This window comes from Vibrio rhodolitus, from assembly GCF_003350325.1.
Classification (GTDB): domain Bacteria; phylum Pseudomonadota; class Gammaproteobacteria; order Enterobacterales; family Vibrionaceae; genus Vibrio; species Vibrio rhodolitus.
In genome coordinates this window covers 60,499-86,583 of sequence record NZ_QLYZ01000008.1, presented here as the reverse complement: position 1 = coordinate 86,583, position 26,085 = coordinate 60,499, and the positions used below count along the sequence as shown (strand labels likewise).

Here is a 26,085-nt window from a genome sequence, read left to right as displayed (position 1 = left end):
ACCTCAAAATATTCAAATACGCCAGCAAATAACATACATATCATTTACAAGTGCGGCAGTATAATTTCACACCAATGAACTCATAAATAAGCAATCTTACAATTGAGATACAAAATAGTGTGAGGTTGCTTAGCGTCATTCGCTCACAAACAAGGACAGGTGTAGTAATGGGAATATCACTAAAAAGCCGAGGTAAGTTGCTTCTAGTGACCGTGATCCCACTCGTGGTGATCACAATGCTTATAACCGCAGTTTACTATTTTAAAGGGCAAGCCAGCCTCGAGGCTGAATTGGCAAATTATCGCGCGGAGTTGATTGAGAACAAGCAACGAGAGTTAAAGGCGTACCTGATGATGGGGGCGACCGCGATCAAGCCATTGTACGACTCAGACGTTAATGGCAACAATAAAGAGCAAGCCAAAGCCATTCTAAAGGCGATGCGCTTTGAAAGTGATGGTTATTTCTTTGCTTATGACTCGCAAGGCGTCAATACCCTACACGCCATAAAACCTGAGCTTGAAGGCAAAAATCTCTACGGGCTAAAAGATGAAAATGGTGTGGAGGTGATTGCTGGGCTGATCAAAGCGGCGAAAGATGGCGATGGCTTTTTGTATTTCTCTTGGCATAAGCCTTCAATTGATGCCCAAGCGCCCAAGTTGGGTTACGCAGAATATCTGCCAAAGTGGGACTGGGTGTTAGGCACTGGCATCTATATTGATGATATCGATATTCAGGTAGCAAAAACACAAGCAGAGCGCACTGAACAGCTCAATGAACAAACGCTATCGGCGATTGGTTTGTCGCTATTTGGCTTAGTGCTCACGAGCGTGGTGCTGAGTATGATCATTTCGCGCGGAGTGCGTCCGTTGCAACATATTGCCACGTCGCTAAAAGATGTCGCGGCTGGTGATGGCGAACTGTCTGCACGCTTGCAAGTTGAGAGTAAAGATGAAGTGGGAGAGGTGGCACTGGCGTTCAATCACTTTATGGACAAGTTGCATCCGCTGATTTCGGATATCCGTGGTAGCGCAGAGTCGGTGAAATCTGCCGCGCAGCGATTGGACTCGCAAACCAGCCAAGCTAGCGAGCAAATGCAGCGCCACTGTTTAGAGACAGAAAAAGTGGTGACAGCCGTGACGGAGATGAGCATGACCTCGAAAGAGGTGGCCAACAATACCAATGCGACCGCGCAGGCGATTGACGATGCCAATGAGCAAATTCACGACGCGCAAACCGAAGTTGGGCATGCGATTGAAGGTATTAACCAGTTGGTCAATGAGGTGAACCTAACCTCGGATGCGGTTTCGGATTTAAGTGCGCAAACTGAGCAAATCACCAAAGTACTGCAGGTGATTGGTGAGATTGCTGAGCAAACTAACTTACTGGCGCTCAACGCGGCGATTGAGGCTGCGCGCGCAGGTGAGCAGGGGCGCGGCTTTGCGGTGGTTGCCGATGAAGTGCGCTCGCTTGCCAGCCGCACACAAAACAGTACTCATGAAATTGGCGATATGCTTAAGCAATTGCAAGATGGGGTGTCGCGCGCGGTTTCGACCATGGCGGCGAGCCAGCAAAGTGGTGAACAGACGGCACAAGACTCAAGTCGTATTAGCGAAATGCTGGCTGCGGTGCAGCACTCTGTTGCGACGATTCGTGATATGGGGATCCAAACCGCATCAGCAGCAGAAGAGCAGAGCGCGGTAGCAGAAGATATCAATCAAAACTTAGTTGCGATTCAACATATCGTAAATGAGATTAACCAAACGTTGCAGCAGTCAGACTCAATCAGTTCTCAGTTGACACAATCTGGTCAAGAAATGCATCAACTGGTGGGGAGCTTTAAATTGTAATTGCTCTATCAGTTACATCTCTTAGTTAACTTGGATCAGAAAAGTGAAAGTCGATTTCGGCTTTCACTTTTTATTTTGTCCAATAGAGGTGATTTGGACAGGATGGAGTTGGAATGGGCATCAAGTCATTACCCAATGCATTATTACCGCGAGAGAAGCTGCGTCACCATGGACCAAACGCACTCACGGATGCGGAATTACTGGCGATTTTTTTGCGCACGGGCACGCAAGGCGTCAACGTTTTGCAACTCGCTGATCAGCTACTGGGTGAATTTGGCTCGTTAAGACGTCTATTTTCGGCTTCCGAGCAGGAGTTTTGCCGCCACAAAGGGTTGGGGCTTGCCAAATATGTGCAACTGCAAGCTTGTTTGGAGATGTCGCAGCGATATTTAGCGGAAACGTTAAAACGTGGTGAAGCGCTGACCAGCCCACAGCAAACCAAATTGTATTTATCCAGTGTCCTACGTGATCGCCAACGAGAAGCCTTCTACATACTGTTTCTCGATAACCAGCATCGCGTGATTCGCTCTGAGGTGATGTTTGAAGGAACGATTGATTCTGCTTCAGTTTATCCAAGAGAAGTGGTTAAACGCTCGCTAGAGCTCAATGCTGCCGCATTAATCCTCGCCCATAATCACCCCTCAGGTATCGCCGAGCCGAGTCAGTCTGATCGCCGTATTACTCGTCGTTTGATAGATGCGCTGGCTTTAGTTGAGATAAGAATTCTTGACCATTTTGTGGTTGGAGATGGCGAAGTTATTTCGTTCGCAGAGCGTGGTTGGATTTGAATCACAATTTTTGTTGTGAGTTGAACTAAATCTGAGTACAATCCCTCGACATTTTTTAGACTAAATTCAGCTCTGCTTAAAAAAAGATCACTGAAATCTGTAAAAAGGATCTGTTCGGGTCTTGAGCAATGCTATTCAAGTTAGTATAATGCGCGACCTTTGATAGCCTTGTATAGACTTTCTATAGCGGATCTAAACCTCTATCCTTCTGTTTAGAAATAGAAGAGGTTCGGCCACCAAGGTTGATATCGAGCTGAAACGATTTTGGAGAAGACATTCATGTCACGAGTATGCCAAGTAACTGGTAAGCGTCCAGTAACGGGTAACAACCGTTCACACGCACGAAATGCTACTAAGCGTCGTTTTCTGCCGAACCTACAAACTCATCGTTTCTGGGTAGAGAGCGAAAAACGTTTTGTTAAACTACGCCTTACTGCAAAAGGTATGCGCATCATTGACAAGAAAGGCATCGATGCTGTTCTTGTTGACATCCGTGCGCGCGGCGAAAACGTTTAAGAGGAAATAGGCAATGGCAAAGAAAGGCGTTCGTGAGAAAATCCGTCTAGTATCAACTGCTGAGACAGGTCACTTCTACACAACTGATAAGAACAAACGTAACATGCCTGGCAAATTCGAGATCAAGAAATTTGATCCTGTAGTTCGCAAGCACGTTGTGTACAAAGAAGCTAAAATCAAGTAATTGATTTTTTCTTTGTAACTTCTTTTAAGAAGTTTAAATTAGAAACCCAACTTTCGAGTTGGGTTTTTTATTATCTAAATCTCCCATATACTTCAACTAGATAGGTTATTTAGGATCGAAGTATGCAATCTACTGCTCGTCGTCGCCGTTGGAACAATCTCCTCATTCTTGGGGTGGTTGCGTTTATGGTGCTGCTCAATCTTCCTACTCTGATTAAGAATTACCTCATTGAAGAGCCTGCAGAGCCGCTGCATCCTTACCTGCTTAACCCAAACCGAACCCTAACGGCAATTTATTCGAGTCAATGGTCGCTAACTAGTGAAGGTGGTGATTGGATTTTGAGTGTGCCTTCCCCCGTTCCTGCACAGCAATTGGTTGGGCGTTGGCAAACTTTGGTTGGTACTGAAGTGCCAATCGAGCAGTATCAAACCTTACAACCAAACTTAGGGGCGCCCCGCTCTTTGGAGGTGTGGTATCACGATCAAGAAGAGCCGCAAAGGATCACCTTTTATCAGTTGCCACAGTTTTGGTTGTTGAAAAACTGGCAGGATAAATGGATTGCGGTCACGCTCGAAGAGCATTACCTATTTCCCACCCACGCAGATAACCAGTAATTAATAGCAAGTAGTTAATCGGAGTTGCCAGTGCCTGAATTACCCGAAGTTGAAGTTAGCCGCATGGGGATTTCGCCCCATCTGATTGGAGAGACTATCCAAACCCTTACCTTTCGCACTGCAAAACTGCGCTGGGATATCCCGAAAGAACTAAAAAAACTCGAAGGGCAGGTGATCCGTAATATTCGCCGCCGCGCTAAGTATCTAATTATTGAAACTGATGCGGGCTGTGCGATTGTTCACTTGGGGATGTCCGGTTCGCTGCGGGTGTTGGACGCTGAGATTGCGGCGGGTAAACACGATCATGTTGATCTCAAGCTGACCAATGGCAAGGTGCTGCGTTATAACGATCCGCGCCGCTTTGGCGCTTGGCTCTATAGTGAAGACGGCGAACATAACGTCTTGGGGCATATGGGACCGGAGCCATTAACGGCAGAGTTTAGTGCCGAGTACATGCAGCAAAAAGCGGTGAATAAGCGTGTGGCGCTCAAACAATTTATTATGGATAACAAGGTGGTGGTTGGCGTCGGCAACATTTACGCCAGCGAATCCCTATTTAGTGCGCGCCTGCACCCGCAACGAGCGGCTGGCAGCTTAACACTCAATGAGTGGATAAAGCTGGTGGCTGAGATCAAGCAAGTGCTGCAAACCTCGATTCAACAAGGCGGCACCACGTTAAAAGATTTTTCTCAAGCGGATGGTAAGCCGGGTTACTTTGCGCAAGAGCTGCAAGTATATGGCAAGGCGGGTGAGCCCTGCCCAAGCTGCGGTGAGCCGATTGAAGAGCTAAAAATCGGGCAGAGAAACACCTTTTTCTGCTCAAGTTGCCAGAAGTGATGCAATTGGTTTCAAGGTGGTGAGCAATAGTTCATGTGTTGTTGTACAATCTGAACATTCAAGAAGTTGTGAGAGTGTTAGTATGAAATATCTAGTGACTGGAGTCGCAGGCTTTATCGGTTCCGCTGTTTCTGAACGTCTATGTGCTTTAGGGCATACAGTTATCGGTATTGATAACCTCAATGATTATTATCCGGTATCACTAAAACATGACCGATTGGTTCGTATCGCTCATGAAAACTTCACGTTTGTTGAGCTGGACTTGGCTGATCGTGAGGGTATTGCAGAATTATTTGCCGAGCAGCAATTTGATCGTGTTATTCACTTGGCCGCACAAGCGGGTGTTCGCTATTCGATTGATAATCCAATGGCTTATGCAGATAGCAATTTAGTTGGTCATTTAACGATTCTCGAAGGGTGTCGAAATCATAAGATCCAGCATCTAGTCTATGCCTCATCAAGCTCTGTATATGGTTTAAATCAGAAAATGCCATTTGACACGAAGGATTCGGTTGACCATCCGATTTCTCTATACGCAGCAACCAAAAAGTCAAATGAACTGATGGCTCATACATACTCTCACCTGTACGGTATTCCAACGACTGGTCTGCGCTTCTTTACTGTGTATGGACCTTGGGGACGTCCGGATATGGCGCTATTTAAGTTTACCAATGCGATAGTTAAAGGCGAAACGATCGATGTTTATAACAATGGCGACATGCAGCGTGATTTCACCTATATCGATGATATCGTTGAAGGAATTATTCGTATTCAAGATGTGATACCAGGGAAAGATACATCTTGGACGGTAGAGCAAGGCTCACCTGCGACTAGCTCTGCGCCTTATAAGGTATACAATATCGGTCACGGTAGCCCAGTTAAATTGATGAACTTTATTGAATCACTGGAAAAATCCTTAGGAATTGAGGCGAAGAAAAACTTTATGCCAATGCAACCTGGTGACGTATATGCGACTTATGCTGATACTGAAGACTTATTCAAAGCAACGGGATATGTGCCGCAGGTAAAAGTTGCAGAAGGGGTACAAGCTTTCGTTGACTGGTATCGCGAATACTTTGGCATTTAATTATATAAGGCGAGTATGAGACTCGCCCTTAAACCTTCGCTTTATTTTTTAGTGCGTTAGCCACTATCTCAGGCACAAAACCACTGACATCACCACCATGAATTGCCACTTCACGCACGATGGTGGAAGAGATGAAGGCATGCTCTTCTGCTGGGGTGAGAAAGACGCTTTCTAGCCCTGGCAGTAGGCGGCGATACATATTGGTTAGACCAAACTCGTACTCGAAATCGACTGTGGTGCGCAGACCGCGGATCAACACATTCGCTTGTTCTTGCTTAGCAAAATCAACCATTAGACCACTAAAGCCTTTCGATACCACGTTATCAAGATGGCTGGTTACTTGCTGAGTAAAGGCTACTCGCTCTTGCAAGGTAAACATGGTGTTTTTGCTTGGGCTTGCCGCGACTGCAATGATCACTTCATCAAACATATCAGCAGCACGTTCAATTAAGTCTAAGTGCCCATTGGTAATTGGATCAAAAGTGCCCGGGTAAATGACACGAGATAAATGTTTTTTGCTCACGGCTCTACACTCAAAAGTCTAACTCCTTCTATAGTAACAAAAAGGCTGACGTTTACCCAATTAAGCCGTTATCATTAGTGCACTGAGTTTGTGTAGGAAAAGGCAATGAAAAAGATACTGGTAGTTCGCAATGATAAAATTGGCGACTTTATGCTGGCTTGGCCAAGCTTTGCGATGTTAAAACAATCTCTACCAGATTGCCGAATTACTGCGTTGGTCCCTAACTATACTGTCGCGCTTGCAGAGCTTTGTCCTTGGATTGATGAGGTGATGCTAGACCCAAGCAAAGATGGTGATAAGTACGCCAAGCAGCAGTTGGTCGAAAACCTCAAAGCGGCAAAATTTGATGCAGCGATTAATCTGTTCTCGACCACTTACAACGCCAAGTTGGTATGGAAAGCAAAGATTCCTTACCGTTTGGCGCCCGCAACTAAGTTTGCGCAGATTTTCTATAACAAGCGCATCAAACAAAAGCGTTCTCAGTCGGCTAAGCCTGAGTATCAATACAATCTAGATCTTATTCGCGCATTTTTGTCAGATCAGCAAATTGATATTGTTGAGCCAACAACGCCATACCTAAGTTTTGATGCGCAGGAGCTATCCCAGCAGCGTACAAAACTGAGCAAGCAGCTTGCTATCGATAGTGACAAGGCGTGGCTGTTTGTTCATGCCGGTAGTGGTGGTTCGGCGAATAACTTATCGCTACAGCAATACACTGATTTGGTCAGCGCGATTGAAGGTGATTACATTGTGGTATTAACTGCTGGTCCGGGTGAAGAAGAAAAAGCTGCCGAGCTGCAAGCTTTGTTGGCAGCAGAAGGTGTTCAGGCTGCGCTGTATAGTAAAAATGATGGACTGGTGGATTTTTCTCGCTCGATTGCGTGTGCCAGCTGTTTTATCGCGGGTTCAACTGGGCCGCTGCATATCGCTGCGACCCTTGATGTTCCAACCGTTGGTTTCTTTCCAAGTAAGCGCTCAGCAACGCCGCTACGTTGGCGACCAATTAATTCTGAAGGCAAGCATATTGCATTTTGCCCTCCTCAGGCTGAAGACAAAGCCAGCCAAGAAGATATGGCGAGAATTGATATTGCAACGGTGGTTAAACAGCTACAGCCTTGGATAGCTTCTTATCTCTGAGAATGATCGTATTGGTGTAGAAAGAAAAGCGTGATAAGAAAAAAGCAGCCAACTTGGGCTGCTTTTTACTAGAATTTGTCTGGCATCTTGTCGGTTTCGCTACGAATCCACAAATCTGCATATTTCACAAATGTCGAGTGAGCAGAAAGAATCGATAGCAACAAGCCTTGTTTACCATCTAAGAAACCAGCTTTAACGATATACATCTTAATAAAGCAGCCTAAAGCATGCAGAATGCCTTGCGAGATGCTGCTCTTTTTGCCTTTTTTCTCTCGTTGTTCTGCCCAAGCTTTAGCGTAACCTGCTGACTTGACGAGATAATGGTTCATGTCATTGTAAGTAAAGTGAATAAGGTCACCGTCAAGGTTGGCAACCTGCATCTCTTTTGTTACTTCCACTTTTTCATGTACTAATGAGTCATTGTATTGCGTCAGTTTGGTTGGATACAAACGTAGCACGCGATCTGGATACCAGCCACAATGCTTGATGTAACGACCAAATACCCAGCTAAGACGTGCAGTTTGATAAACCGTATTGACCGAATTTTTTTCGACCGCATCCAGAATGCTGGCTTTCAATTCAGGTGTCACGCGTTCATCGGCGTCTAACCACAATACGTAGTCAGCCGTGACATAAGACTGTGCCAGTTGACGTTGTGGTCCAAAGCCAGGCCATTGCGCATTTACGTAAAACTTATCGGTGTAGCGGCGCGCAATTTCTTCAGTATTATCCGTGCTGCCAGAGTCGAGAACGACAATTTCATCTACCCAATCATGGACCGTTTCCAAGCAGGCATTCAAATGCTGCGCTTCATTTTTGACAATAAGAGCAACGGCAATAGTCGGTTTACTCACTCTGGTACCTCTGGATATTCGTTACACGCCCAAAAAGAACAAACGGGTTCAATTGAGACAATTTAGTTTAAGTGTTGATCAACCACTACTTTATCAAACATCGCAATAACTTGCTGCGCTTTGATTCTCTGCATTGCCGTTTTATCTTTGACGCGTGCTCGCCAGTTTAGCTCACTTGATGGCTTGCCCGTTTCCGCTAAAATCGCCTCTTCGTAAGCGGAAACCACATAGTGACGATATTGATACGGGCCAGTTCTTTGCGGGTTATGATGAGCGTATAAACCTATGACCGGCGTATTCATCGCATTGGCCATGTGGGTTGGTCCTGTATCTGGTGCGATAACTAAGTCAGCTTTATCAATTAAGGCAAGCATCTCTTTGAGCGAGCTTTTTCCTACTAGGTTATCGACGGGCTCGGTTAAATTGCTTTCCACCTCTTGGGCTAAGTCGAGCTCAACTTGAGCTGGGCTGCCCGCTAATAGTACGTTCCAGTTTAACGCCATAGCATGCTCAATGACTTCGGCGTAGCCAGTCGCGGTCCAATTTTTATAGGCTTTGCTTGCTGCCGGTACAATAACCAGATTTGGTTTATCACTGCTAAGTTGCGCATTAGCCCATTTTTCATCAGCTGAGGAATAATTGATGTCCCATGCTGGGGTCATATCCTTAACGCCCAGATAGGAGCCGAATGCCAGTAAGCCATCTAATACATGCATAGAGCTAGGCGATGGTACTTGCACATTGGTAAACAGGGTTTGGAAATCTTGGCTGCGCAGTTTATCAAAGCCCAGTTTGTATTTTGCCTTGATCCCAAGCGTCGCTATGCTAGCTCTAAAGGCGTACTGCATATGTAGCAGCGCATCGAACTTATAATCTTTTAGCTCTGCCCACAGCTTCTTATAGCCTGCCCAGCCTAGTTTTTTATCAAATACGATGACTTTCACCCCGCTGAGATCGCTAATCAGCTGCGCTTCTAGCTTGCCCGTGATCCAGACAATTTCAGTTGATGGCCATTGACGCTGGATTGCCTGTATAGCAGCAACGGTGTTGCAGACGTCACCAATCGCGGACAAACGTAGAATACAGAGAGATTTTGGTGGGGAAGTAAATAGTGTCATAGTGTTTTCTTCAAACAAGCAATAGCGAAGATTATGCAGAGAGGTTCAATAAATGTAAAATGGCGAACAGCATTGAATCAAAGAAAGCTCGATATGAAAACCTTGCAGTTGGATAATCAAACAATCTGGTATGACGAAACCCTGCTAAAAGAAGACCCACAACAGGTCTTTTGTCCTGAGTTTTGGCAAAATAGCGGTAAGGTGATAGGTAGTGCCCAAGGGCGTGGAACCACTTGGTTTGTACAAACCGCAACGATTGCGGCGGCGCTGCGTCACTATCGACGTGGTGGCTTGTTTGGTAAGCTCGTCAATGACAGCTACCGTTTTAATGGCTGGCAGCAAACGCGCAGTTATCAAGAATTTCAGCTATTGAATTTGCTTATTGAAGCGGGCGTGAATGTACCACGACCGATTGCAGCTCGTGCGGTAAAGAATTGGTTTAGTTACCGAGCGGATTTATTGAGTGAAAAAATCCCTAATGCACGTGATTTGGTTTCAATTTTGATTGAGAAACCATTACCGGCGAAAATGTATAAAAAAATTGGTCAAGAAATCAGGAAAATGCATGATGCGCAGGTCAATCATACTGACTTGAACATCCACAATATTCTCATTGATGATCAGGGCAAGGTTTGGATTATTGATTTCGATAAGTGCTTCCAACAATCAGGCGATAACTGGAAGCAAGGTAACTTAGATAGATTGAAGCGCTCGTTTGAGAAAGAAGAAAGCAAGCGGGCAGTCGTTTGGAACCAAGATAAATTTAATTTTCTGTGTAATGGATATCAGGGTAAATAATGAAAGCTATCGTTAGTCGTTTTCAGCGTTTTCGAGATGTATTGAGACGAACGCTAGGTATATGGTTATTTGATAAGGATAAAACTACCCAGTTTGATCTAACCAAAACTGCGAGCATTCTTTTCATTCGTAATGATGCAAAGCTAGGTGATGCAATTGTTTCGTCGGGTTTAATCAGAAAACTACGCAAGCATCGTCCTGATATTACAATTAAAGTTCTAACCATACCTGCGATGGAATCGTTGTTTAAAGAGCACTTTGGTGTCGACCAAGTGATTCACATCAGTAAACGACCGTCGTATAGCGAAATTCGTCAGGTCAGTGAACAAGTCGGGCAGGTTGACATGGTCGTATCTTTAAATCTAGATATGAAAATGAAGGACATCTACCTGTTGAATTGTCTTAATTCTATGGTGAATGTTGGCGTTGATCAGGGTGTGAAACTCGTTAACGTGAATATTGCTGCGAATATTGAGAACCAGCATTATGCAGACAAGTTTGACTATGTCGCTTCACTAGTTGGGGTTAATGGACCAAGTGAAAATTACATCGTCCCTTTACTTCAGAACTCGATTGAAAAAGTTAACGACTTTATTCAACAAAACCAAATCCACGACTATGTGTTGTTGAATCCTTTTGGTAGCGGGCACAGTAGAAAATTAAACAAAAGTTCAATCAGTCGAATCATTGAAACCATAGAAGCGAATGATCCATCTTTGAACGTTGTTTTATTGTCATCCCCAGACACGCGACAACAACTAACGGAGATGAATCTGACGAGCAATAAGGTCTATCACTTTGATAAAAGTGCATCAATCTACGATGCGATGGCGGTTATCAATCAAGCGAAATTTGTGGTTACTGTAGATACGTCTATTGTACATATCGCTACAGGTCTCGGGATACCTCAGGTTGCGATATACAGTGACGATAAGATCAACTATCAGAATTGGCATCCGAACTCTGGCTTATCATCTATTCTTTTTACCATGAAAGGAATAAATAACTTCACTTCTCAGAAATTTTTGGATTGTCTTAATTATCTAGAGATTGATTTTACCGAGGGAATACAAGGTTAATTGTACGTTCAATTGCCCCTTTATTTAGGCAAATGGTTTTATAAGCACCATTTGCCATCACTTCATAAAGGCTTTTGTCATTAAATAGATTATCAACCCATAGCGACAAAGAGTCAGCATCGTTGACTATTTCAATTGCGTTTTGATTTTTTAACAATTGAACGATTTCAGAAAAGTTAAAGTAGCTTGGACCAGAGATTATCGGCTTACCCAAAGCTGCAGGTTCAAGCATGTTGTGCCCACCGACCTTATCTCCGAGGAAACTACCTCCCATGAAACATACATCAGCGGCTTGCATTAAAAGTAGCATTTCTCCCATGGTATCAGCTAAGTAGACTTGAGATTTGAAGTGATCTTGTTCTTCAGTTCGGCGATGGGTATTTAGTCCAGCGGACTTCGACAGCTCAAAGACCGAGTTAAAGCGCTCGGGGTGGCGAGGCACGATGATCAATAGTGCGTTTGAATACTTTGCTAAAAGTTTTTTATGAGCAGCAAGTATAATTTCATCTTCGCCTTGATGAGTACTCGCTGCTATCCAAATCGGACGCGATCCTCCAAGATCGTTCCTAAGTTCGATGGCTTTTTGATGCAATGTTGGATCGATATTAATATCAAACTTAATTGAACCAGTAACATGTAGTCTACTTTTAGCAATACCAAGTTTTTCAAACCTATGTGCATCTTCTTTGTATTGACATAAAATCATACTTAAAGCGGGTTTGATGATGTTAAAAATAGGTTGGATTTTTTGATATCCCAAGCATGATTTTTCTGACAGTCTAGCATTTACAAGAGTGATTGGAATTCCAGCTTCATTTACATGATGTAAAGTATTTGGCCACAGCTCAGTTTCAATTATCAGTAGTTGTGAAGGGTTAAATTGAGCAATAAACTTTTTTATGGCAAAACCAAAATCGATAGGCATGTATCGATGTTCAACCAGAGCACCTAAAGATTCTGCTTGTTTGGCTCCAGTAGGAGTGGTTGTAGTTAAGAGAATGTCTAGATCCGGATGTCGCTTTTTGAGTTGACGAATAAAAGGTGTTGCCGCGATGGTTTCACCAACTGATACCGCATGAATCCATACTGGGCGCGAATGACTTTTGAGCTTTGAAGCAAAGCCAAAGTGCTCTTTCCAGCGTTTGCCTACACTAGGTTTATCTGTTCTTGTCCGAAATAGTCCATATAAAAGAGCAGGTGCGACGAGCACTAAAAGAGCCGTATATAAGAATCTAATTAAAACTTTCATTACTTAACAAGTGTATTGTTGTCAATATGAATCCATTTTCCTCGAGGTTTATCTATATATTGAAAATACTCATTAGTAAATGTGCCTTGAATGCAAACAAATTTTCTATCTCTAGTAGATATAATGTCATGATCTAAGATGTCGTTAAGTACTTTAGGTCCAGTGGTATTATAAACACCATTGTCAGGGTCATAATGATTGATATTATATACTACACGGTTCAAACACGCTTTTAGCTCAGGGTTATTGGGCTTTGATGCTATAAAGTAGTTAGTGATTTCACTGTTGTTTTTTATCTTGATATAAAGTGCATTAGCTTCATTTAACAAAAGCTTGTCTAATGACCACACCAAAGTCGCATCGATATCCAAGTAAACTCCGCCTTCACGATAGAGTACAAATAGTCGCCAAAGATCAGCTTGCGCTGCACCATTTGTTAAACGGTTATATGCTTCAAAGACATCTTGAGGTGCATGTTCTTTTAGGTATTCACCTCTTGCTTCTGTACTTACATAGCGATACTCACAGTTCAAGGACATAAGACGATTGAACAGATAGTTTAGGTACATTGGCAAGGAGCACTTATTAGTAAAGTTTGTTTGCCAAATCACTCTAGGAATATCTCGATGGTTTGATATTTTTACTCTAGCAGGTGAATACGCTGGGATCTCAAAGCGTTTCTTTGGGAAGATAAAATGGAATGGGTAGGATAAAAGCTTGAAGATATTTCCAACTAGCCTAATGCTTCTGTTAGATATAAGGATGGCTACATTATTCATTGTTCTATCTATTCTTAATTGTATTAGTTAATTAAAGCGTTTGATCGCATTGATGACATGACTAGGAACTAGCTCATTTAAGCACTTTAAGTGTGCCAGTGGGCATTCACGTTTAAAACATGGTCTACATTCAATATCTGAGTGAACCACTTCTAGAGACTTCGTCAGAGGTGGCGTATACCTTGGTGAGCTTGAGCCATAAATTGCGACTATATTACATCCAACAGCAGCAGAAACATGCATTAGACCTGAATCATTGCTTACGACAGTATGGCAAGCTGCTAAAAGATCTACTGCCTCAATGAGAGATGTCTGTCCGGCTAAATCAAAGCATGATTGCTGCTTTTCTGGTGATAGTGCAGATTTAATTTTAGAGGTAACTTCCTGATCTTTTTTTGAACCGAATAGCCATATATGATTGCCTTGCTCGATAAGATACTTTGCTACTTCTGAGTAATGCCTATCTGGCCATCGTTTAGCAGGACCAAACTCTGCTCCGGGGCAAAGACCCACAACAGGTTTGGACAAAGACAAGCCCAAGCGCTCAGCTGCCAGCTTTAGTTTAATATGGTCGACTTCTAGCTGAGGAACAGGGCACTGAGCTAACGAAACGTTCTGTCTCATTTCGGCAGGTGAAAAAGCAAGAGCTACATAGCGCTCTACCATATATTGAAATACAGTTTTATCAGCTCTTAAATCCGTTAGCAGACCATAACGAAATTCCCCTTTCCATCCTGTACGGTTTGGAATACCTGCAAACCAAGGAATTAGAGCGGACTTTGCCGAGTTGGGCAGTACAAATGCATGAGTATAATCTGTTTTTGCGAGCTTTTTCCCGATTGCTCTTCGCCCTAGAACGTTTAATGCTCCGTGTCCAATAGGCATCTCAATTGGATTGGATACTTCAGGCATTCTTTCTAAAATGGGTTTACACCATGCTGGCGCTAAAACATCAATTTCAGCCTCAGGATGTTGTTTTTTTAGTGTTATATATAGGCTCTGCGACATGACCATATCGCCAACCCAAGATGGTCCAATAACTAAAATTTTCATGATGTAAATTAGTATTTAAGATGATGACTTAAGTGTATCAGTTTACTCGGTAGAGTAGAACTGGGTTAGTTTGTCCAAGTGTGCGTCCATAGAAAATTCTGTGTGAGCACGTAAGTATGCCTTTTTTGCATTTTCTTTACGTAAAGCTTCATCGTTGGCATAACGCTCGATTTGAATGGCAATCAAGTCTGGTTGATCTGGTGGCGCAAGTAAGGCGGTATTGGAGAGTATTTCTGGTAGGGCTCCAGTGTCAGCGGCAACGATCGCCTTTTTTGCTGCCATAGCTTCAATCGCAGTTAGACCGAATGCCTCATTTCTATTTGGTAGACATACAACATCCATTATTGCGAGCATTCTATCCGTATCGGTGCGAAAACCAAGGAAATGAACACTATCTTGAAGACCGAGTTGATCTACGCGTTGAGTAAGCTGCTCAACATACTCAATATCGGCACCTTCATTTTCTTTTAGCCCACCAACTAAGATAAGTTGAGAAGTTGTATTGCTTCGCTTGATAATTGAAAAAGCGTCAATGAGTTCTAACTGCCCTTTGCCATCACACATTCTGCCTATATTGCCGATGATTGGTCCTGATATGTCCAAACCCACTTCTTTTTTGATGTTAGAGATATCGTTCTCATCAGAAATAAGGTTTTCCGATATATCAGTACCTAGCCATAAGCGAGATAGTCTGTCTTCTGTTATAGGAAGAGCAGCTAAATTGCGCTTATAAGTTGCATCACTAATAGAAAAAATACGCTTCAAATGACGATATAGTAACTTATGGTAAATATCTTTTTTTGTGCTGGAACTGCCCATGTGCTCAGTAAAGAATGAAGAGCGAGGAATTAACATGTGTAGTAACGCGGAAACAAGAATATCGCCAGATTTGTGGCTGTGTATGATGGTGACGCTTCTTTCTTTGAGCCAAGAGTTAAGGGCAAAAATCTGATTTGCAACAAGCGTTGTCTTACTCTCGATCTCGAATGTTTCAATGCCAGCCTCACGCATTCCTTTGGCGACTGGTGTACCTTTTACGCATAACCCGTATACATTGTACCCACGATCTTTAAGCCTTTGACCGATGCGAATAGGGTACATTTCAAGTCCTCCCCATCCTTTTGATAGGCAGATGTGAAGAATTGAATTTGGCATGAATTATCTCCAAGTATTTATAGTTTGGTGTTTAATCAACATTGTTGGCTTGTTGGTAGCCATCCAAAGCGACTATATTTCCTTGTCTCTTGGTTTCTTCAAACAATTCTAGCGCCTGAGGCAAACGAGGCAGTTCAGGATGTTGAGGATGAAGAATGATAGCCTGATGGAATAAGTTTTTAAGCACTTTGCCTTTTTGTAATAGTCGGTATTCGATATCTGTATCTTCACCAATGCAAGGAATTTCGTATCGATTGTCAAATCCGTTAACATCTAGAAGATCTGCTTTATGCACAGAGAAATTACAACCAACGATGCCTTTCTTTTTATTGTTTAGTATTTTGAAAATCATTGGATTAGTAACACGAATACCTTTTTCTACATTTTTTCCTCTTCCCTGAATATATGCTTTGGCAATCTGTACAAAATTATCTTTGAAAAAGGAATTAGGGTGCTTGCTGGAAAGTAGTTTTTCTTTAAAGCTTGAAGCTATATCTGCACGTCTACCATTCAGTATTTCCCCTTTTTCTTTATTACTAATGTGGTCACGGACAAAATTATCTTGTGGAATGCAGTCGCCATCAATAAATATAATATATTCGCTTTGAGATAGTTTAAGAGCTTTATTCAGAATACGGTTTTTACGGAACCCAGAGTCTTTTTGCCACACATGAGAGATAGGTATTGGGGATGATTTTATGTATTCGAATGCTTTATCGACATTTTCTTGCTTAGAACCATCATCAGCAACGATCACTTCAAAATTGTCTCCTTGTGTCTCTAATGAGCGTAGAATACATATGAGAGCGTCAACATTGTTATAAAAAGAAACTATTACACTAGCTTCAAACGTACATTTATTCATTTGGTTGTGTACTCTTGAGGATGGAGGCATAACAAGCCGCAGCAAAAGCTAACATGACGGTAAACTGAAATTCTAAACCACTAGTATAGAACATCCCAGTAACTGAAAATGTAATGACTAGACACATGCCGGAATAGGACAGTTGAGGACTTTTATGACGTTGATTGAAGAAGCTTCTAAACAAAACCACTAGAAAGCTGATAAACCCGACTGCATATATCGCCCCCATGCGAACCAGAAGATCTATATAGGTATTGTGGATGTCCCTAGTAGAGAACTGATCATGTGTTTGTTCTTTTATATTTGCAATACCATGAATACTATCTAAATAGTTTAAATACAGGCTTTCCATATTCTGTATTCCGGTACCAAATAAGAAAACACTCGGTTCATGCACAAGGTTATAGAAGCTAAATGCTAAACCGTTTTGCCACATTACTAATCTAGCAATGTTTGAATAGTCATTAGTGATGTTGGTAATGCTGGTGATTCTGTGGGTTATTGTGGCTATGTTTGAATTGTAGTTAGCACATATTAAAATAAACCCCAAAATGACTAGGCTCAAAATGGCCAGTCGTGGTTTTCGAACTGCGAGGTAAAGACCAATTGAAACCCCGAGAGCCACAAGTGGTGCTCGACTTCCGGATAGTAATAAACATATTACGCAAATCAAAATTAACGAATAAAGTAACCACTTTTTCTTGGCGCGAGCTTGGCTTTCAAGAGTATATGGAATTAACAGTGCGATAGAATAGCCTAGCATCTCAGCCCAGCGTCCGACATCCCAAAAACTTGATATACGTTGTCCTTTCCATGTTGTATCACCTATCGCTTTGAATTGAATAAGGGCATAGATGGCAGCTATTATTAATCCTGAGACTGCGGCAAGTTGTGCGATTTTTATATTGTGGTTCCGAATTAGACTGATGATGAGCAAGGGTAACAACAGTAGTACCGCTGATTTACGAAAATAGCTGCCAATGTCACTGAAGTCGCCAGATATCGGCAAGGTTGCAAAAATACCTAAACAAAACAGACCAATACTAAAAATCGCTATTTTCGGGATTTTTTGTCGAATTTCGTTTATTTGAGAGTGCTTTTGATGTAACAAGTAGAGTTGCAGGACGAGTAGTGCAGCAAGACCAATGTAGATCCCTACTTTAGAAGTAAGTAGCGAAAGAAAAAGTAGAGCAATAATTAATGATTCTGTGAACAAAAATTTTTTTGACATGAGGAATGACGTCAGCGTTACAGAGAAGAGACTATGAAATAGATTCTATCATGAGAGAGTCAACCAAGCTATTCACCTGTTCAGAACTATGACATGTAATGAAGATAAGAAGATACCATTACATGGAATGAGGCGAGAGGTTAGTGTGAGTATCCTCTCGCTCATTTTGGCACTAGTTGATTATTTGCATATATTCAGCAACGCCTTGAGCAACAGTTTTGAACTCATGGTCACAACCAGTTGCGCGAAGTTTAGTCAAGTCTGCCTGGGTGAACTCTTGGTAAGCACCTTTTAGATGCTCGGGGAAAGGTATTGTTTCTATTTCGCCTTTTCCATGGTGTTTAATTACCGCTTTTGCGACTTCTTCAAATGATTCAGAGTTACCAGTGCCAAGGTTGAAAATACCAGAAATACCACTATCCATAAACCAAAGGTTCACATCGACCACATCACCCACGTAAACGAAATCGCGTTTAAAGTGCTCGCTACCTTTGAATAGCTTTGGATTTTCACCCGCGTTCATTTGATTATTGAGGTGGAAAGCAACTGATGCCATTGAGCCTTTATGTTGTTCGCGAGGACCGTAAACGTTGAAGTAGCGAAAACCAGTGATTTGTGAGAGCACTTCTCCATGCTCTTCTGCATCTTGCCAAATGCGGCGCACATAGTTATCAAACTGCTGCTTTGAATAGCCATAAACATTTAGCGCACCTTCATACTCAGGCTCTTCAATAAATTTATCTGTCCCGCCGTAGGTTGCAGCAGATGAAGCGTAGAGGAACGGGATCTCATGTTCTAGGCTATAATGAAGAAGCTCTTTCGAATACTCGTAGTTATTGAGCATCACATACTTACCATCCCATTCAGTTGTTGCTGAGCAAGCCCCTTCGTGAAAGATTGCCTCAATTGGTCCTAGGTTTTCGCCTGACATAATTTGCATTAGGAAATCATCACGATCCATGTAATCTGCGATGTCTAAATCAACTAGGTTTTTGAATTTTCGCCCGTTTTTAAGGTTGTCAACAACAAGAATATCGTTGATGCCTTTATCGTTTAGAGCTTTAACAATGTTGCTGCCAATCATGCCAGCGCCGCCGGTTACGATAATCATATGATGAGCCTATTTATATTAAGTAAAGTGATTGTAATATATTACAGTTTATCCCATAACTAATGGGAGTTCTCTACGGCAGTTTTTAGTCAGTACCAAACAGATCTCTAGTATAAACTTTGTGTGAATATGGCTTCAACTCATCATTCAGGCGATTGGAAACTACTGTGTCAGACAATTTAATAAATTCGTCAAAATCTGATATTACTTTTGAGTTAAAAAAGAACTTATCCTGTAAAACTGGTTCATAAACAATGACTTCAATTCCTTTTGCCTTTAGGCGCTTCATAATGCCTTGTATTGATGATGCTCTAAAGTTGTCTGAGCCTGCTTTCATTATTAGGCGATAGATCCCCACAACGTTGGGTTTACGGCTTAATATTGAGTCAGCAATAAAATCCTTGCGAGTACGATTAGCATCAACGATGGCTGAGATTATGTTATTTGGTACGTCCTGATAGTTTGCGAGTAATTGTTTTGTGTCTTTAGGTAAGCAGTAACCGCCATACCCAAAAGAAGGGTTGTTGTAGTGGTTACCGATTCGTGGGTCTAGCCCAACACCTTCAATAATTTGGCGAGAATTCAAGTTATGAGCTTCTGCGTAAGAATCTAGCTCATTGAAATAGGCAACACGCATGGCTAAATAGGTGTTTGAGAATAGTTTAACGGCTTCTGCTTCAGTTGAATTGGTAAATAGAACATCGATGTTTTGTTTCTCGGCGCCTTCAATCAAAAGGTTTGCGAAGGTTTTTGCACGATCACTTTGTTCTCCAACGATGATTCTAGAGGGATAGAGATTATCGTATAGTGCTTTACCTTCACGAAGAAATTCAGGAGAGAAGATTATGTTATTACACTCAAACTCTTGCTTGATTCTTTCGGTATAGCCAACAGGAACGGTTGATTTGATAATCACGGTTGCTGAAGGATTATATTGAATTACATCTTTAATTACCGACTCTACAGATGAAGTGTTGAAGTAATGTGTTTGAGGATCATAGTCAGTCGGTGTTGCAATGATTACATAATCAGCGTCTTGATAAGCTTCTTGTTTGTCGGTTGTCGCTTTAAAGCTTAGTAGCTTTGTGGTTAAAAAGTACTCAATTTCGGCGTCTTCAATAGGAGACTGCTTGCGATTAAGCATATCAACTTTTTCTTGCAAGATATCAAGAGCGATAACGTCATTATTTCGTGCTAGCAACATAGCGTTAGACAGACCAACATAGCCTGTACCTGCAACGGCAATTTTCACAGAAGTTCCTTATGTTTTTGATTGATAGAAGATTTATAGTGGGCAACTGCTTGATGTTAACATTTGCAAGTTGAAATAAAACCAGACTATGTTGCTACTATATCATTCAATAACTCATGTATAAATCAAGCTTTTGAGGTAACTTTCTGTGTAATGCGGAAAAGGAATCGATGAATATGTCGCTTACAAAATTCGATTTTAGTAGAATTCCTAGGTTACTTATCTTTCTTTCTATGCCAGCGTTTAACGAAATAATAGTAGTTAGCTGGCTTACAACTTTGTACTCTAAGGGTTATCAATGAAAATATTGGTTACTGGCGGCGCGGGTTTTATTGGTTCCGCTGTTATACGACACATAATCCATCACACTCAAAATGAAGTGATTAATGTTGATAAGCTGACTTATGCAGGGAACTTAGATTCATTGGTGGAAGTTGAGAGCAATGAGAGATACGTATTTGAGTATGTTGATATCTGTGAGCGTCAAGCGCTAGATAGAATTTTATGTGCACATCAACCGGATGTAGTTATGCATCTTGCTGCTGAGTCTCACGTTGACCGTTCCATTGACGGACCTGCCGAATTTATCGAAACCAATATCATTGGCACTTATTCGCTATTGGAAGCCGCACGCCACTACTGGAATCGATTAGATACAGTTAAAAAATCCCGCTTCCGTTTTCATCATATCTCAACAGATGAAGTATATGGCGATTTAGATGGAACAGATGCCCTGTTTACTGAAAGTACAGCTTATGCTCCATCTTCGCCATATTCAGCTTCAAAAGCATCCAGTGATCACCTAGTGCGAGCTTGGCTTCGTACTTATGGTTTACCGATTATAGTAACCAACTGCTCAAATAACTACGGTCCGTACCACTTTCCAGAAAAATTGATTCCTCTGATGATCTTAAATGCATTAGATGGCAAACCTTTACCTATATATGGTGATGGTATGCAAATTCGTGACTGGCTCTACGTAGAGGATCACGCGAGAGCACTTTATAAGGTTGTCACCGAAGGCAAGGTTGGTGAGACCTACAATATTGGTGGGCATAACGAGAAAGCCAATATTGAAGTTGTAAAGACCATCTGTGAGTTACTTGAGGAACTGGTGCCAAATAAGCCTGAAGGCGTGGCAAGCTATAAAGATTTGATTACTTACGTTAAAGATCGACCGGGACATGATGTTCGTTATGCTATTGATGCTGCAAAGATTGAACGTGAACTTGGTTGGAAACCTGAAGAAACATTTGAATCGGGCATTCGTAAAACAGTGACTTGGTACCTCAAGAACTCACCGTGGTGGACCCGAGTGCTTGATGGATCCTATACACGTGGACGCTTAGGCGTATCTCAGCAGGGACAGCAATAATGAAAGGAATTGTACTTGCGGGTGGCTCAGGTACACGCCTTTACCCGATTACTCGTGGTGTATCAAAGCAGCTACTACCGATATATGACAAGCCAATGGTGTTTTACCCTATTTCAACGCTAATGCTGGCTGGTATTAAAGATATCTTAATTATTACAACTCCGGAAGATAATCAAAGCTTTAAGCGTTTATTAGGTGACGGTTCTTATTTTGGTATTAATCTGCAATATGCGATTCAACCAAGCCCTGATGGCTTAGCACAAGCTTTCATCATTGGCGAAAAATTTATTGGTGAAGATAGTGTCTGCCTTGTTTTGGGAGACAACATTTTTTATGGCCAGTCGTTTTCAAAAACATTACAGCAAGCAGCGTCTCGTGATTTAGGTGCAACCGTATTTGGCTATCAAGTGAAAGATCCTGAGCGTTTTGGTGTTGTAGAATTTGATGAAAATATGAAGGCTATTTCCATAGAGGAGAAGCCACTAGTTCCAAAATCAAATTATGCGGTAACAGGTTTATATTTCTATGATAATCGCGTAGTCGAAATGGCTAAACAGGTGCAGCCTTCTCAACGTGGAGAACTTGAGATAACAACATTGAATGATATGTATCTCCAAGATGGTTCTCTAAACGTTGAATTACTGGGACGTGGCTTTGCATGGTTAGATACGGGGACGCATGAAAGCCTCCATGAAGCATCGTCTTTTGTGCAAGCGATAGAGAATGTTCAAGGGCTTAAAGTTGCTTGTTTAGAAGAAATAGCTTGGCGCAATAACTGGTTAAATGATGACGAGCTAATGACTATAGCTAAGCCTATGATGAAAAATGAATATGGTCAGTATTTAACTCGCTTAGTGTTAGAGAAACTAAATAAGGGACTTAAGTAGTGCGGATTCTGATTACTGGTAGTAATGGACAAGTAGGCGATTGTTTGACTCATAAATTATCTAATAAGGTTGGCATAACAGTACTAGCACTCGATCGCGAGGAGCTTGATATTACTAACCGAGATTCGGTAGTGAAGCTGATAGGTGAATTTCAGCCAAGGGTTATTATCAATGCAGCAGCATATACTGCAGTGGACAAAGCCGAGTCAGATTCAGATGTTTGTTTTGCTATCAATCGTGATGGTGTGAAAAATTTAGCAATTGCAGCTCAGAAAACTGGAGCCACATTACTACATATCTCAACCGACTATGTTTTTGATGGTGACAAGGATGGTGAGTACCTAGAAAATGATTCAACCAACCCTCAAGGCGTTTATGGTCAGAGTAAGTTCGAGGGGGAGTTAGCTGCGCAGTTATGTAAGAAACATATTATTCTTCGCACAGCTTGGGTATTTGGCGAAAATGGGCATAACTTTGTGAAGACTATGCTTCGTCTTGGCACTGAACGAGATCAGTTAGGGGTTGTGAGCGATCAATTTGGTGGACCTACTTATGCTGGCGATATTGCTAATGCGCTGATTCATATTGCGGAATGTATTGGTAGAGGTGAGGCTATTGATTACGGAACGTATCATTTCTCTGGTTTGCCGCATGTAAGTTGGTATGAGTTTGCAAAAACTATTTTTGGTAAGGCGATGGAATATAACGTCTTACCACAGTGTCCAGAAGTGAATGCAATTCCAACCTCTGCGTATCCCACGCCAGCAAAAAGACCGGCAAACTCGAAACTTGATTGTGGAAAAATCGAACGTACTTTCGGTATAAAATCAAGTGATTGGCGATCTGCATTAGACAATATTCAGGCATATAGATAAACATGAAAGTAATTGAAACAGAAATCCCAGAGGTAAAGATCATTGAACCGCAAGTGTTTGGTGATGAGCGTGGATTCTTTATGGAAACATGGAATCAAAAAAGGTTTGAAGAGTTGGTGACAGGAAAGCCGACCACCTTTGTACAGGATAACCACTCCAAATCAAAACAGGGTATCTTGCGAGGATTGCATTACCAAACCGAGAATACACAAGGCAAGCTTGTGCGAGTGGTTTCTGGTGAAGTGTATGATGTGGCGGTTGATATTCGTCGCAACTCGCCAACTTTTGGTCAATGGGTTGGGGTCTACCTTTCTGCTGAGAACAAACGCCAGTTATGGGTACCAGAAGGTTTTGCTCATGGTTTCTATGTAACGAGTGAAGAAGCTGAGTTTGTATATAAGTGTACGGATTTCTACAATCCTAATGCTGAACATAGCATCATATGGGATGATATTGAACTTGGAATTGAGTGGCCTTTAATCAATGGTTCAGAAGTGTGTTTATCAGACAAGGATGCGAATGGGCTTATATTGAAACAATCTAGATGCTTTGATTGATGCGTGGGATGCCCAAATGTGAATAGCCACCAAATCAGTAGACACTCTTTAACTTGATTTCATATTGTTTTCATACTTTACTGGCGACAACTGACTATTGGAACCATTTTGGCGCTTAATGTTGTAGAACATCTCAATATATTCGAAGATGTCCATACGAGCTTCCTCTCTCGTGGTATAGCTCTTCCGTTTGATTGTTTCTCTTTTGAGTAACTGGAAAAAACTCTCGGCTACCGCATTGTCGTGACAGCTACTACGGCGACTCATACTTGATTTGAGTCCATGGTGTTTCAAAAACAGCCCCAGTCATGGCTGGTATACTGGCTTCCTTGACTTGAGTGAACGAGCACTTTTTATATAGGTGAACGACGCCAAATAGCTATCAGCAAAGCATCAAGGATAAGCTCTTTTGTTATTCTGCTTTCATTGACCAACTAAGTACCCGCAGAGAGAACAGGTTCATCACTACCGCCCGATACAGCCAGCCTTCGTGCGTTGTGATGTATGTGTTATCAGTTACCCATGACTGATTGGGCGCGTGCGGGTTGAACTCTCGGGCTAGCTTGTTAGAAACAATGATGTTTTCGACACTACCTTTGAGGTATGGCTTTCGATAACCATACACAGCCTGACTCCAGCCAAAATTGCTTTATCAGTCCGAGAAGGTATTTTCGCCGCTTTTCTTGTCTACTATCTGGATTTTTGAGCCAAGAATAATAAGCACTTGGGTGAATTCCAAAGACTTTACACATGAGTCGAACAGACCTGATTGTATGATTCGTTTTAATAAAGGCATACCTCAGCCGGACTGGCTTGCGAAGTACACCGAGGCTTTTTTAGTGTGTCTCGCTCTTCTGTTACTCGCTGCAATTCCTTTTTAAGTCGGCGAATTTCAGCGCTTTCATCTGATTGCGCTTGGTATTGTGAGGAGTTAGGACCGTAGCGTTTAACCCACGCATACAAACTATGGCTCGTTGTTCCTAGTCGCGTTGCAACATCCGCCACGCTATGACGTTTTTCAGTCACTTGTTTGACTGCTGCAATTTTAAATTCTTCTGGATATCTCTTGCTGCTCATAAGCACCTCTCTATTAGTTATTTTTCTAACTAAAAGGTATCTATCAAGTCGGTGGCTTCAAACAACTAGTAAACAGTTTTTGGAAAAAGGTGTTCACTATGCTGAAATTGATGTTAAATATAGCACTTTCAGGTCGCAAAGATTTACTGATGCCAGGTCTTGATGTCATGATAAGTTTGGAGTTGTCAAGCGTTTTGCTTAAGGTATGATTTCAATACTGATGAGAAGTAAGAAGTGCATGTCAAAAATCTGATAAAGCACCCATTTTATGTTAAATATCTGCGTTAACGTTATAGGTATTAGTTTATATGTTTGCGGTTATCTCGGACTTTTATGAGTTGTAAGTTACATTATGAAGCTATTTTCTGTTAAAAATTATTACAGTTTTGATTATGTCAAAGATGTGTATATATCTAAGTACTTGAATAAGAAGGCAAAGCTATACAGAGATGAAAGAGAGCATCATATGGCGGTGTTTGCTAATGATCATATAGGAGAGCAAATATTTCTTCACGGTGTTTATGAAAGAAAAGAAATAGAAATTATAGAGGAGTTATTCCATCAGTTAGGTGTTGATACTAGTAAATATACCGCTATAGATATTGGCGCAAACATCGGGAATCATACTATTATGTTTTCAAAGTTTTTCAAAGAAGTTATTTCGTTTGAGCCCAATCCTAATACGTTTAAGTTGTTGAGTTTTAATACGCACCTAATTAATAATGTCAACATAAACAATGTCGGGATTGGAAATAAAGAAGAAGATTTAACACTTTATGAAAACCCTACGAATATGGGAGGAGCATCGACGAAAACGAGCAGAGAAAAAAGCAGAGGAATCGATATCACAATCAAAAAGTTAGATTCTTATCTACCGGACACATTAGAAAATGTAGGGCTCATAAAGATAGATGTAGAAGGTATGGAGTATCAAGTTTTACAGGGGTCCTTAAGCATAATAGAGAAAAATAAACCCGTAATTATATTTGAACAGAGTGTAAGTGACTTTATAGATGGTGGTAATGATACACTCTCGACATTGTTACTGAAAAATATAGGCTATACAATTTACTGGATTTCCAGTGAAGATGATGAAGTATCGAACAAATGGGTTAGACGGATAAATAAGCTACAGAAAATAGTTTTTAATAAGGAAAGTCGTATTGATATTGTTACAGGTGATGTGATTCCTGCAAGGTTTCATCATATGTTAGTCGCTATATCAAAGTAATAGTAC

The 26,085-nt window shown here is 41.7% G+C and carries 26 protein-coding genes and 1 pseudogene; 15 read left to right on the top strand and 12 right to left on the bottom strand.

Annotated features, from left to right (window positions below):
- Nucleotides 1–167 precede the first annotated feature (167 nt).
- The 7 genes from DPF93_RS09855 to DPF93_RS09825 all read left to right on the top strand — a co-directional run bounded on the left by DPF93_RS09855 (nt 168) and on the right by DPF93_RS09825 (nt 5,873).
- The gene (locus DPF93_RS09855) at nt 168–1,847 is read left to right on the top strand and encodes a methyl-accepting chemotaxis protein (RefSeq protein ID WP_114766020.1); all 1,680 of its coding nucleotides are present in this window, start codon (nt 168–170) and stop codon (nt 1,845–1,847) included.
- A gap of 113 nt (nt 1,848–1,960) precedes the next feature.
- A complete protein-coding gene (gene radC / locus DPF93_RS09850) occupies nt 1,961–2,635 on the top strand; it encodes a RadC family protein (protein WP_114766019.1) in 675 nt (224 codons plus the stop codon).
- Between the two features lie 279 nt (nt 2,636–2,914).
- Entirely contained in the window at nt 2,915–3,151 is a 237-nt protein-coding gene (rpmB, locus tag DPF93_RS09845; protein WP_004728407.1) for a 50S ribosomal protein L28, read from the top strand.
- A gap of 13 nt (nt 3,152–3,164) precedes the next feature.
- Nucleotides 3,165–3,335 carry a 50S ribosomal protein L33 gene (gene rpmG / locus DPF93_RS09840; protein WP_075652128.1) on the top strand — a complete coding sequence of 57 codons (171 nt, stop codon included), beginning with the start codon at nt 3,165–3,167 and terminating at the stop codon, nt 3,333–3,335.
- 122 nt (nt 3,336–3,457) lie between these two features.
- On the top strand, nt 3,458–3,949 hold the full coding sequence (locus tag DPF93_RS09835) for a hypothetical protein (RefSeq protein WP_114766018.1): 492 nt from the start codon (nt 3,458–3,460) through the stop codon (nt 3,947–3,949).
- A 30-nt stretch (nt 3,950–3,979) separates the two neighbouring features.
- Nucleotides 3,980–4,786, top strand: coding sequence for a bifunctional DNA-formamidopyrimidine glycosylase/DNA-(apurinic or apyrimidinic site) lyase (gene mutM, locus DPF93_RS09830; RefSeq protein WP_114766017.1), 807 nt, complete (start codon nt 3,980–3,982; stop codon nt 4,784–4,786).
- An 82-nt stretch (nt 4,787–4,868) separates the two neighbouring features.
- Nucleotides 4,869–5,873 (top strand): NAD-dependent epimerase, encoded by a 1,005-nt coding sequence (locus DPF93_RS09825; protein ID WP_114766016.1) that lies wholly within the window; start codon nt 4,869–4,871, stop codon nt 5,871–5,873.
- Nucleotides 5,874–5,901: 28 nt separating this feature from the next.
- Here DPF93_RS09825 and coaD read toward each other — a convergent pair whose 3' ends face one another.
- Nucleotides 5,902–6,396 (bottom strand): pantetheine-phosphate adenylyltransferase, encoded by a 495-nt coding sequence (coaD, locus tag DPF93_RS09820; protein WP_114766015.1) that lies wholly within the window; start codon nt 6,394–6,396, stop codon nt 5,902–5,904.
- A 105-nt stretch (nt 6,397–6,501) separates the two neighbouring features.
- Here coaD and DPF93_RS09815 point away from each other — a divergent pair, with 105 nt between their 5' ends.
- Nucleotides 6,502–7,533 carry a glycosyltransferase family 9 protein gene (locus DPF93_RS09815; RefSeq protein ID WP_114766014.1) on the top strand — a complete coding sequence of 344 codons (1,032 nt, stop codon included), beginning with the start codon at nt 6,502–6,504 and terminating at the stop codon, nt 7,531–7,533.
- 68 nt (nt 7,534–7,601) lie between these two features.
- On the opposite strand, the gene DPF93_RS09810 is transcribed toward DPF93_RS09815, so the two are convergent.
- Together DPF93_RS09810 and DPF93_RS09805 are read right to left on the bottom strand one after the other, a co-directional pair.
- Nucleotides 7,602–8,387, bottom strand: coding sequence for a glycosyltransferase family 2 protein (locus tag DPF93_RS09810; RefSeq protein ID WP_114766013.1), 786 nt, complete (start codon nt 8,385–8,387; stop codon nt 7,602–7,604).
- Between the two features lie 62 nt (nt 8,388–8,449).
- Nucleotides 8,450–9,505 carry a glycosyltransferase family 9 protein gene (locus DPF93_RS09805; RefSeq protein ID WP_114766012.1) on the bottom strand — a complete coding sequence of 352 codons (1,056 nt, stop codon included), beginning with the start codon at nt 9,503–9,505 and terminating at the stop codon, nt 8,450–8,452.
- Nucleotides 9,506–9,598: 93 nt separating this feature from the next.
- Here DPF93_RS09805 and DPF93_RS09800 point away from each other — a divergent pair, with 93 nt between their 5' ends.
- Both DPF93_RS09800 and DPF93_RS09795 read left to right on the top strand, forming a co-directional pair.
- Nucleotides 9,599–10,303, top strand: a complete 705-nt coding sequence (locus DPF93_RS09800) for a 3-deoxy-D-manno-octulosonic acid kinase (RefSeq protein ID WP_114766011.1) — start codon at nt 9,599–9,601, stop codon at nt 10,301–10,303.
- On the top strand, nt 10,303–11,382 hold the full coding sequence (locus tag DPF93_RS09795) for a glycosyltransferase family 9 protein (protein ID WP_114766010.1): 1,080 nt from the start codon (nt 10,303–10,305) through the stop codon (nt 11,380–11,382). Before DPF93_RS09800 ends, DPF93_RS09795 begins: the two co-directional genes overlap by 1 nt.
- Here the strand turns inward: DPF93_RS09795 and waaA are convergent.
- The 8 genes from waaA to DPF93_RS09755 all read right to left on the bottom strand — a co-directional run bounded on the left by waaA (nt 11,360) and on the right by DPF93_RS09755 (nt 20,077).
- Nucleotides 11,360–12,631 (bottom strand): lipid IV(A) 3-deoxy-D-manno-octulosonic acid transferase, encoded by a 1,272-nt coding sequence (gene waaA, locus DPF93_RS09790; RefSeq protein ID WP_114766009.1) that lies wholly within the window; start codon nt 12,629–12,631, stop codon nt 11,360–11,362. The two genes, DPF93_RS09795 and waaA, sit on opposite strands and share 23 nt — an antisense overlap.
- Nucleotides 12,631–13,410, bottom strand: a complete 780-nt coding sequence (locus DPF93_RS09785; RefSeq protein WP_114766008.1) for a glycosyltransferase family 32 protein — start codon at nt 13,408–13,410, stop codon at nt 12,631–12,633. Before DPF93_RS09785 ends, waaA begins: the two co-directional genes overlap by 1 nt.
- Nucleotides 13,411–13,437: 27 nt before the next feature.
- A complete protein-coding gene (gene waaF, locus DPF93_RS09780; RefSeq protein WP_114766007.1) occupies nt 13,438–14,463 on the bottom strand; it encodes a lipopolysaccharide heptosyltransferase II in 1,026 nt (341 codons plus the stop codon).
- 42 nt (nt 14,464–14,505) lie between these two features.
- Entirely contained in the window at nt 14,506–15,618 is a 1,113-nt protein-coding gene (locus DPF93_RS09775; RefSeq protein WP_244204706.1) for a glycosyltransferase family 4 protein, read from the bottom strand.
- Between the two features lie 31 nt (nt 15,619–15,649).
- Nucleotides 15,650–16,483, bottom strand: coding sequence for a glycosyltransferase (locus DPF93_RS09770; RefSeq protein ID WP_114766005.1), 834 nt, complete (start codon nt 16,481–16,483; stop codon nt 15,650–15,652).
- On the bottom strand, nt 16,476–17,714 hold the full coding sequence (locus tag DPF93_RS09765) for an O-antigen ligase family protein (RefSeq protein ID WP_114766004.1): 1,239 nt from the start codon (nt 17,712–17,714) through the stop codon (nt 16,476–16,478). The genes DPF93_RS09770 and DPF93_RS09765 overlap by 8 nt, the downstream gene beginning before the upstream one ends.
- A 172-nt stretch (nt 17,715–17,886) precedes the next feature.
- Nucleotides 17,887–18,825, bottom strand: coding sequence for an ADP-glyceromanno-heptose 6-epimerase (rfaD, locus tag DPF93_RS09760; RefSeq protein WP_114766003.1), 939 nt, complete (start codon nt 18,823–18,825; stop codon nt 17,887–17,889).
- An 85-nt stretch (nt 18,826–18,910) separates the two neighbouring features.
- Nucleotides 18,911–20,077, bottom strand: a complete 1,167-nt coding sequence (locus DPF93_RS09755) for a nucleotide sugar dehydrogenase (RefSeq protein WP_114766002.1) — start codon at nt 20,075–20,077, stop codon at nt 18,911–18,913.
- Between the two features lie 298 nt (nt 20,078–20,375).
- Here DPF93_RS09755 and rfbB point away from each other — a divergent pair, with 298 nt between their 5' ends.
- From rfbB to rfbC, 4 genes are read left to right on the top strand one after another with little or no spacing between them, the layout of a single operon-like run.
- Nucleotides 20,376–21,452, top strand: a complete 1,077-nt coding sequence (gene rfbB / locus DPF93_RS09750) for a dTDP-glucose 4,6-dehydratase (protein ID WP_114766001.1) — start codon at nt 20,376–20,378, stop codon at nt 21,450–21,452.
- Nucleotides 21,452–22,339: a glucose-1-phosphate thymidylyltransferase RfbA gene (gene rfbA, locus DPF93_RS09745; protein WP_114766000.1), complete on the top strand. Its 888-nt coding sequence runs from the start codon at nt 21,452–21,454 to the stop codon at nt 22,337–22,339. The genes rfbB and rfbA overlap by 1 nt, the downstream gene beginning before the upstream one ends.
- Nucleotides 22,339–23,214: a dTDP-4-dehydrorhamnose reductase gene (rfbD, locus tag DPF93_RS09740; protein ID WP_114765999.1), complete on the top strand. Its 876-nt coding sequence runs from the start codon at nt 22,339–22,341 to the stop codon at nt 23,212–23,214. Before rfbA ends, rfbD begins: the two co-directional genes overlap by 1 nt.
- 2 nt (nt 23,215–23,216) lie before the next feature.
- The gene (gene rfbC, locus DPF93_RS09735; RefSeq protein ID WP_114765998.1) at nt 23,217–23,771 is read left to right on the top strand and encodes a dTDP-4-dehydrorhamnose 3,5-epimerase; all 555 of its coding nucleotides are present in this window, start codon (nt 23,217–23,219) and stop codon (nt 23,769–23,771) included.
- A 48-nt stretch (nt 23,772–23,819) separates the two neighbouring features.
- On the opposite strand, the pseudogene DPF93_RS09730 reads toward rfbC, so the two are convergent.
- Nucleotides 23,820–24,848 (bottom strand): annotated as a pseudogene (locus DPF93_RS09730) (IS3 family transposase).
- 352 nt (nt 24,849–25,200) lie between these two features.
- On the opposite strand from DPF93_RS09730, the gene DPF93_RS09725 reads away from it, so the two are divergent.
- Nucleotides 25,201–26,079, top strand: a complete 879-nt coding sequence (locus tag DPF93_RS09725; protein WP_114765997.1) for an FkbM family methyltransferase — start codon at nt 25,201–25,203, stop codon at nt 26,077–26,079.
- Nucleotides 26,080–26,085: the final 6 nt, after the last annotated feature.

Coding starts and splice junctions, on each gene's coding strand:
- DPF93_RS09855 (WP_114766020.1), top strand. CDS start 168: ATGGGAATATCACTAAAAAGCCGAGGTAAGTTGCTTCTAGTGACCGTG.
- radC (WP_114766019.1), top strand. CDS start 1,961: ATGGGCATCAAGTCATTACCCAATGCATTATTACCGCGAGAGAAGCTG.
- rpmB (WP_004728407.1), top strand. CDS start 2,915: ATGTCACGAGTATGCCAAGTAACTGGTAAGCGTCCAGTAACGGGTAAC.
- rpmG (WP_075652128.1), top strand. CDS start 3,165: ATGGCAAAGAAAGGCGTTCGTGAGAAAATCCGTCTAGTATCAACTGCT.
- DPF93_RS09835 (WP_114766018.1), top strand. CDS start 3,458: ATGCAATCTACTGCTCGTCGTCGCCGTTGGAACAATCTCCTCATTCTT.
- DPF93_RS09825 (WP_114766016.1), top strand. CDS start 4,869: ATGAAATATCTAGTGACTGGAGTCGCAGGCTTTATCGGTTCCGCTGTT.
- DPF93_RS09815 (WP_114766014.1), top strand. CDS start 6,502: ATGAAAAAGATACTGGTAGTTCGCAATGATAAAATTGGCGACTTTATG.
- DPF93_RS09805 (WP_114766012.1), bottom strand. CDS start 9,505: ATGACACTATTTACTTCCCCACCAAAATCTCTCTGTATTCTACGTTTG.
- DPF93_RS09800 (WP_114766011.1), top strand. CDS start 9,599: ATGAAAACCTTGCAGTTGGATAATCAAACAATCTGGTATGACGAAACC.
- DPF93_RS09795 (WP_114766010.1), top strand. CDS start 10,303: ATGAAAGCTATCGTTAGTCGTTTTCAGCGTTTTCGAGATGTATTGAGA.
- waaA (WP_114766009.1), bottom strand. CDS start 12,631: ATGAAAGTTTTAATTAGATTCTTATATACGGCTCTTTTAGTGCTCGTC.
- DPF93_RS09785 (WP_114766008.1), bottom strand. CDS start 13,410: ATGAATAATGTAGCCATCCTTATATCTAACAGAAGCATTAGGCTAGTT.
- waaF (WP_114766007.1), bottom strand. CDS start 14,463: ATGAAAATTTTAGTTATTGGACCATCTTGGGTTGGCGATATGGTCATG.
- DPF93_RS09775 (WP_244204706.1), bottom strand. CDS start 15,618: ATGCCAAATTCAATTCTTCACATCTGCCTATCAAAAGGATGGGGAGGA.
- DPF93_RS09770 (WP_114766005.1), bottom strand. CDS start 16,483: ATGAATAAATGTACGTTTGAAGCTAGTGTAATAGTTTCTTTTTATAAC.
- DPF93_RS09765 (WP_114766004.1), bottom strand. CDS start 17,714: ATGTCAAAAAAATTTTTGTTCACAGAATCATTAATTATTGCTCTACTT.
- rfaD (WP_114766003.1), bottom strand. CDS start 18,825: ATGATTATCGTAACCGGCGGCGCTGGCATGATTGGCAGCAACATTGTT.
- rfbB (WP_114766001.1), top strand. CDS start 20,376: ATGAAAATATTGGTTACTGGCGGCGCGGGTTTTATTGGTTCCGCTGTT.
- rfbA (WP_114766000.1), top strand. CDS start 21,452: ATGAAAGGAATTGTACTTGCGGGTGGCTCAGGTACACGCCTTTACCCG.
- rfbC (WP_114765998.1), top strand. CDS start 23,217: ATGAAAGTAATTGAAACAGAAATCCCAGAGGTAAAGATCATTGAACCG.
- DPF93_RS09725 (WP_114765997.1), top strand. CDS start 25,201: ATGAAGCTATTTTCTGTTAAAAATTATTACAGTTTTGATTATGTCAAA.